The organism is Methylobacterium sp. AC690 (assembly GCF_979256535.1).
In genome coordinates, this window is sequence record NZ_CEEDOX010000014.1 from 189,581 (window position 1) to 196,301 (window position 6,721).

Consider the following 6,721-nt stretch of genomic DNA (forward strand, 5'->3'; position numbering starts at 1 on the left):
GGTCCTGAAAACGGAGATGCCCCAGCCTAATGGCCGGGGCACCCGAAGGGATGAGCTGAGACAGGGCTTGCGCCCCGGCCTCAATCCTCCTTCTTCTCGTCCTCGCCGGCTTCCTCGGAAGCCTCTTCCTCGGCCTTCTCCTCGGCGGCCTCAGCGGACTGCGCCTCGGCAATCGCCGCCTCCTCGGCTTCGACCTCGGCACCGAGCACGGTCGGCGGCACGATGTTAGCGACGGTGGCGTCGGGCTCGCCCGTGAAGGTGGCGCCGGACGGAAGCTTCACGTCGGTGATGTGAATCGCATCCCCGATCTCGCGACCGGTGAGGTCGATCTCGATGGCATCCGGGATCGCGTCGGGCGCAACCTCGAGGGCAAGGGTGTGAAGCACGACATTGAGCGTGCCGCCCTTCTGCTTGATGCCGGGGGCCGCATCCTCGTTCAGGAAATGCACCGGGACCTCGACCGTGATCGACTGGCCGGCGACGACCCGCAGGAAGTCGACGTGGATTGGCACGCCGGACACCGGATCCAGGTGGAAGTCGCGCGGAATCGCCCGGGTCTTCTTGCCACCGGCGTTGATCTCGAAAAGGGTGGTCTTGAAGCCACCGGCGTAGATCAACGTACGGACGCGGACGAGGTCGATGGCGATGGACTGCGGCGCCTGACCGCCTCCGTAGATGACGGCGGGAACTTGACCCTGGCGACGAACGGCCCGGGCGGCCCCCTTGCCGACCCGGTCGCGTGCCACGGCCTCAAGCGTCTTGACTGCGCTCATGGCGTGATCCTTTTAAAAATGAGAACGCCGGGGAAACGCGAAAAGCCGTCCAAAACGGACGGCCCAACCCCGATCCCCGAAGCGCCCGTGCCTCCAAGGGTGTCTGGCGGGCGCTGGGGCGCCGTATACCCGCAAGTCCCGCGCGGCGCAACCGAAGCGTCGACCGGACCATGTCATTTCGGGTTGAGCGAACCACCCCGCGCTGATCGCACATTGAGCGGCATTGTGGATCGATGGCGGAGAGACGATGTTCCGGCATATAGTTCGGCAAGACCGGCCTGGGGCTCCAGCAGACTGTCTTACCTATCGAAGCTTTTCAGATCGGATAGGCCCAGAGAGCTTGAGATGTAAGCCAATGCACTGACGAAAACGCTCCAATGGGAAATGTCCCATTGGAGCGAGGTTGGAGAAACGCTGTTCTGATGCACCGTGCATCCGTTTAGCGAACGGATGCGTCGGCAGTCTCGGCAACGACCCGCCGGGTGGTAGGCGCGCGAGGGGCCAGGGAGGGCGTCGTCGTCAGTTCCGACGCGGGACGTACGGTAGCCATTGCACGGGCCTGCTCACGATACAGCGGCGGGGTGAGGAAAGTGCGATCATCCGCCAGCGCCGTATTAGCCAGGCTCGCCGTCGTGAGCATAGCGAGAATGAAGGTGCGAGTGGTCATTCAATCTATCCTTTTTTTCCGGGACACATGCCCCGTTCGGTCAATGGAATATATTTGCACCGCACCATCGTTCAAACAGATGCTTTCAATGATCGATATTGATCAGATCAATGTGACTTACGGGGCAATACGACGCGACTCTTCGTCGGGCGAGCAGGTCGAAATGTCAGTCCTCGTTATCGATGGTGATGGTTGCAGACGAGGCGCCCACCATTATCGCCCTGTGGCAGTATATGGCCCCCACTCGAACGATCACCACGGCGAATCTTGATAGTAGGAGTATCGGGATCTCTTTGAGGCCCAACTCGATGCGGAAGCTAAGTGCGTTCGGAAGACCTCACTGGTAGACACGGGTCGCTGGTTTTTGCAGGACGCGTAGCGATTTTTCAGGGCGGAACGGGCAACATGTGCTGACTAACTTGTCGACACTGGGCCAAAGATCTTTGATCCGCCGTCTCTGCCTTCAGGGGATGAAGCAAGCAAGGCGGTGAAGCGCTCACTTATCGCTTGAACCGGCAGCGATTTCGAAACCATGAGCCTTGGTCATAGTCAATCACCCGGAGATTCCTGACCTCCCGCCGACGGCTCGTTTACCTTGGTCGCCTCAAACTTCCGCATCGACAAAGGAAGGGGTGTGATGACGCGACCGATCGTATGGGCGCTCGGGGTGACGGCAGCGGCCGCGATCTGGGGCATCGGGCTAGCGGAGCGATTTCAACGTCCGGCCGCGGAAAACGCAACCATCGCCACGCAGCTGGGTGAGCGCGCCGTGCCCACAGTCGTGCGGAGCGGCCTGAGTACCCTAACCCTCTTTGCGGACGCGCAGGGACATTACTCCACAGATGCGGTGATCGACGGCAAGCGTCTGCACATGTTGATCGATACCGGTGCGACAGCCTGCGCCTTCACCTACGAGGACGCGGAGCGCGCAGGCCTGCGGGTAGGCGAACGCGATTTCCGTGTACCAATCCAGACTGCCAACGGCACGATCCTAGCGGCGTTGGTGCGCATACCGGAAATACGGATTGGCACCATCACCGTTCAGGGCGTCAACGGCATGGTCATGCCTCGCGGACGCCTGTCCACCAGCCTCCTTGGCATGTCCTTTCTGAAGCGCTTGAACGAGTTCAATATGAGTAGCGGCCGGCTCACCCTCCGTGGGTGACTTTGCTGACGGGCTCAATCCAGGCCCAGGTCTCGAGGGGCGGAACCCGCCCGTGAGCGGAGTCGACGGCGCTTCACTAAGAGCCACCCAAGACACTCTTAATGGCTCTGGCCGCCAACTGCCTTGAGCTTGTACAGGGCCTCTAACGCCTCCCGTGGTGTCAGCGCATCCGGATTGATTGCTTCGAGGGCGATGCGCAGGGCATCGTCGGGCGCCTTGACGAAGGGCTCCGTTACTTGCGGCGGCGCTAGATTGGCAAAGAGCGGCAAGTCGTCAATGCGGGGTCGGGCGGGTCGGTCGCGCTCGGCTTTCTCGAGATGCTTCAGGATCGAACCCGCACGGGCGATGACGCCGGCCGGAAGACCTGCGAGCCGAGCCACCTGTAACCCATAGGAGCGCTCCGCCACACCCGGCACCACTTCATGCAGGAACACGACCTCTCCCTTGTGCTCGGCCACCCGGAGGGTCGCGTTGTCGAGATGGGAAAGGCGCTGTCCGAGGGCCGTGAGTTCATGAAAGTGGGTCGCGAACAAAGCACGGCAGCCGTTCTGCTCGTGCAGGTACTCCAGGCAGGCCCAGGCGATGGAGAGACCATCGAAGGTGGCGGTGCCGCGGCCGATCTCGTCCAAGATCACCAGGGAACGACGAGACGCCTGATTCAGGATCGCCGCGGTTTCGACCATCTCAACCATAAAAGTCGATTGCCCACGTGCGAGGTCGTCAGCCGCACCGACACGGGAGAACAGCCGGTCAACGATGCCGAGGCGTACGCGGGCCGCAGGCACAAACGCGCCGATCTGCGCCAGAACGGCGATCAGCGCGTTCTGACGCAGAAAGGTCGACTTGCCACCCATATTGGGACCCGTGACGAGACGGATGCGCCCACGCCCGTCCCCCGACAGATCACAATCGTTTGCAATGAACGGAGCGCCGGAGCGGAGGAGTGCGGCTTCCACCACCGGATGGCGTCCTCCCTCCACCATGAAGGCGTAGCTCTCGTCGACCAGAGGTCGGCGCCAATCGCGCTCGACTGCGAGTTCGGCGTGCGAGGTGGCCACATCCAGTCTTGCGAGTGCGTCGGCTACTTCCGCAATGGCGGTGGCCTGCATCAGGACTTGCCGCGCGAGGGCATCGAAGACAGCGCTCTCCAGGGCCAAGGCCCGATCGGACGCACCCGAGATCCGGCTTTCGAGCTGGCCGAGTTCGACACTGGTAAAGCGCATCGCATCCACCATAGTCTGACGATGGATGAAGGTTTCACGCATCACGCCCTTCAGGCAAGCCTCGCCTACCCCTTGCGGTACCTCGATGTAGTAGCCGAGCATGTTGTTGTGCTTAATTCGCAGTGTGCGACAGCCAGTCTCCTCCGCGTAGCGCGCCTGCAGAGCGGCAATGACCTTTCGGGAGTCCTGACCAAGCAAACGGCTTTCGTCGATCTCAGAGTGATAACCCGCACGGACGAAACCACCGTCCTGACGCTTCAGCGGGAGATCGTCGGCCAAGGCTGCGCGGAGTTCCAAGACAAGGGCGCGGTCTACGCCAGAGAGGCACGTCGCCACGGTCGCGAGATCTTCCGGCAGCAGCTCCAGGCTTCCGCATCGGTCGGAGAGATCCTGCGCCGCGTCCAGACCGTCGCGGAGAGCCGCGAGATCCCGCGGGCCGCCCCGCTCGAGGGCAAGGCGTGAGAGGGCCCGAGCAAGGTCTGGCGCTCTTGCAAGGCTGTCGCGGAAGGCGGTTCGGGTCGTCGCGTCATCCACCAGGAATTCTACTGCCGCGTGCCGATGACGGATGGCGTCGAGATCGGTCAGAGGGCCAGCGAGGTGTTCCGCAAGGAGGCGAGCCCCACCCGCAGAGACGGTCCGATCGATGGCATCCAGCAAGCTTCCCTTACGCTCGCCGGCCAGCGTTCGGGTCAGTTCAAGGTTAGCGCGAGTGGATGCATCGATGGAGAGGGTTGCGGCAGAACTTTCCCGAGTCGGCGGCGAAAGGGTCGGCCGCGCACCGATCTGCGTGCGTTCGATGTAGAGCAGCGCCGCCCCCGCGGCCGCGATCTCAGCCCGCCCAAACTGGCCGAAACCCTCCAAAGTCGAGACGCCGAATTGCAGCTTGATCCGTCGTTCGGCCGCGGACGGTTCGAGCTCCGCCTGCGCCAATGGCGTTACGGGGGCGGAACATTCTTGCCACAACCTGGCGAGCGCCGGATCGGTGTGAATGGTTTCCGACAGCACGATCTCGCGCGGCTCGTGCCGGGCGATTGCGGAGCCCAGTTCGCCTGACGCCACTTCACTCAACGAGAAGCGACCCGTTGAGATGTCGAGCGCTGCAAGACCGTAGACGAACACCGCTTCCCCAACCTTCCGACGGGCGATTGCCAGCAGGATGTTGGCACGGGTTGGGTCGAGGAGCCGATCCTCGGTGATTGTGCCGGGCGTGACAAGCCGGACCACTTCACGCCGGACGACAGATTTCGGACCCCGCTTCTTAGCGTCGGCCGGATCTTCCGTCTGCGCACAGACTGCAACTCGATGACCGAGGGCGATAAGACGACTGAGGTAATCGTCAGCGCGATCCACTGGCACGCCGCACATGGGGATGTCGGCTCCCCCATGTTTACCCCGCTTGGTGAGCACGATGCCCAGAGCGCGAGATGCGATCTCCGCATCCTCAAAGAATAGCTCGTAAAAATCGCCCATCCGATAGAACAGTAGGCGATCGGTGTTGGCGGCCTTGATCTCGATATACTGTGCCATCATAGGCGTGGCACCGGCCGTTTCGAGGACGGCCGCACTGGTGGAGTAATCCGAAGGGGAGGAGCCGGTCTTGGCGACGGAACGGGCGATGCGCTGTGACATGAGTCCAGCTTAGCAGACTGACCTCCAGAGAAGCAGCTCGGGGCCGCGTCTCGCCTGGGGAGAAGCCCAAAGCCTCCAAGGACGGAGCATCAGCGAAGGGCTGACGTCCGTGGAACGTCAGCCTTTCAAGCATACCAGCTGTCTCGGTTGAAGCCGACGATCAGTAACGAGGACCGCCCGATGTGTTACCCTTCTGCTGCTGATAGCCAGGCTGCGAAGGATTACGGGAATTGGGATCGCTCATCATCCGCGAGCGCGGCATGCGGTGCATACGGCGGTGATGACGGTAATGGCGCATACCGTGGTGGTGACGGCGAAAGGCCACCTGATCGACAACCTGATCACCAGCAACGGCAGGTGCTGGCATCACGGGAGCAGCCGACGCAGACGTCAGTCCGATGGCGCCAAGCAGGGTACTGGCGGCCAGAGCGATCGCAAGTTTCGTCATGAATTCCATCTTCCGTTGACACGCCTGTTGCGCATGCAGCCAACAAATCCTGCGAGATGAATTCGTTCCCATCGCTGGGTCTCTGCAGCCACTCTTTTTCAGAGATCTGTCGCGATGGGCAAATACAAGGGAGACCGCGTGCTGAAATGCCGAGCGATCAGCCTTCGGCGCGGATCTTTTCGACCGTAGAACCTCAGCGCTTCATGGTAAGTGATCAATGTTCGGAAACAACCAATGATAGACGCATTGATCGTTTGCGCTGCTAACGATACCAAGGAACATCGAGGCGCCATTAGAGCAACGTCAGCAACGATGTTTCACACATTTCTCCGGCTGAACGCTCAGCTGAAAAATTGGCCAAGGTAGGAGCAGGCGGTGTCTTGGACAGTTCATTGGAGCGAAGCAGTCGAAACCGGTTTATCCGAGGAGGATATCACACCCCACGTCTACCTTGCTCTTCGAGGTGAAGAGGAGGCACTGCAGGTAGCCCGCGAGTTTTTGGATAAAGGTTTGATCGTCTGGTCTATCCGTCGGGATCACGGGATCCTCGAAATGGATAGACACCGCATTTTCCATTATTTCAATCCGCTGACTTCGTAGAGTGTCGGATCGGAGGCCTTGACCTTCGATCTGCCCTAATCCATCGAAGACAGTACGCAATACGGTTAAAATGACATACTGGTAGCAGGTGATCGCGAAGAGCCGTCGCGCTTCACTTTGCAGACCAAAAAGCTGCGTTAGAAGGCGTTGGTGCGGCGGGTGATTTCGGCCAGGACGGTGCGCAGGAGGATCTGGAGGTCGAGGCGCAGGCTCTGG

The 6,721-nt window shown here is 61.2% G+C and carries 5 protein-coding genes; 1 reads left to right on the forward strand and 4 read right to left on the reverse strand.

Annotation, left to right across the window (positions count from 1 at the left end):
* Nucleotides 1-80 precede the first annotated feature (80 nt).
* Nucleotides 81-773: a 50S ribosomal protein L25/general stress protein Ctc gene (locus AC0IY1_RS17675; protein WP_471771268.1), complete on the reverse strand. Its 693-nt coding sequence runs from the start codon at nucleotides 771-773 to the stop codon at nucleotides 81-83.
* Between the two features lie 1,304 nt (nucleotides 774-2,077).
* On the opposite strand from AC0IY1_RS17675, the gene AC0IY1_RS17680 reads away from it, so the two are divergent.
* Entirely contained in the window at nucleotides 2,078-2,605 is a 528-nt protein-coding gene (locus AC0IY1_RS17680; RefSeq protein ID WP_471771271.1) for a retropepsin-like aspartic protease family protein, read from the forward strand.
* Between the two features lie 98 nt (nucleotides 2,606-2,703).
* Here the strand turns inward: AC0IY1_RS17680 and mutS are convergent, their stop codons facing one another.
* The 3 genes from mutS to AC0IY1_RS17695 all read right to left on the reverse strand — a co-directional run.
* Nucleotides 2,704-5,358, reverse strand: a complete 2,655-nt coding sequence (gene mutS, locus AC0IY1_RS17685) for a DNA mismatch repair protein MutS (protein ID WP_471771288.1) — start codon at nucleotides 5,356-5,358, stop codon at nucleotides 2,704-2,706.
* Between the two features lie 259 nt (nucleotides 5,359-5,617).
* On the reverse strand, nucleotides 5,618-5,914 hold the full coding sequence (locus AC0IY1_RS17690) for a hypothetical protein (RefSeq protein WP_471771274.1): 297 nt from the start codon (nucleotides 5,912-5,914) through the stop codon (nucleotides 5,618-5,620).
* A gap of 408 nt (nucleotides 5,915-6,322) precedes the next feature.
* On the reverse strand, nucleotides 6,323-6,721 hold a 399-nt coding region (locus tag AC0IY1_RS17695), incomplete at its 5' end, for a hypothetical protein (RefSeq protein WP_471771277.1).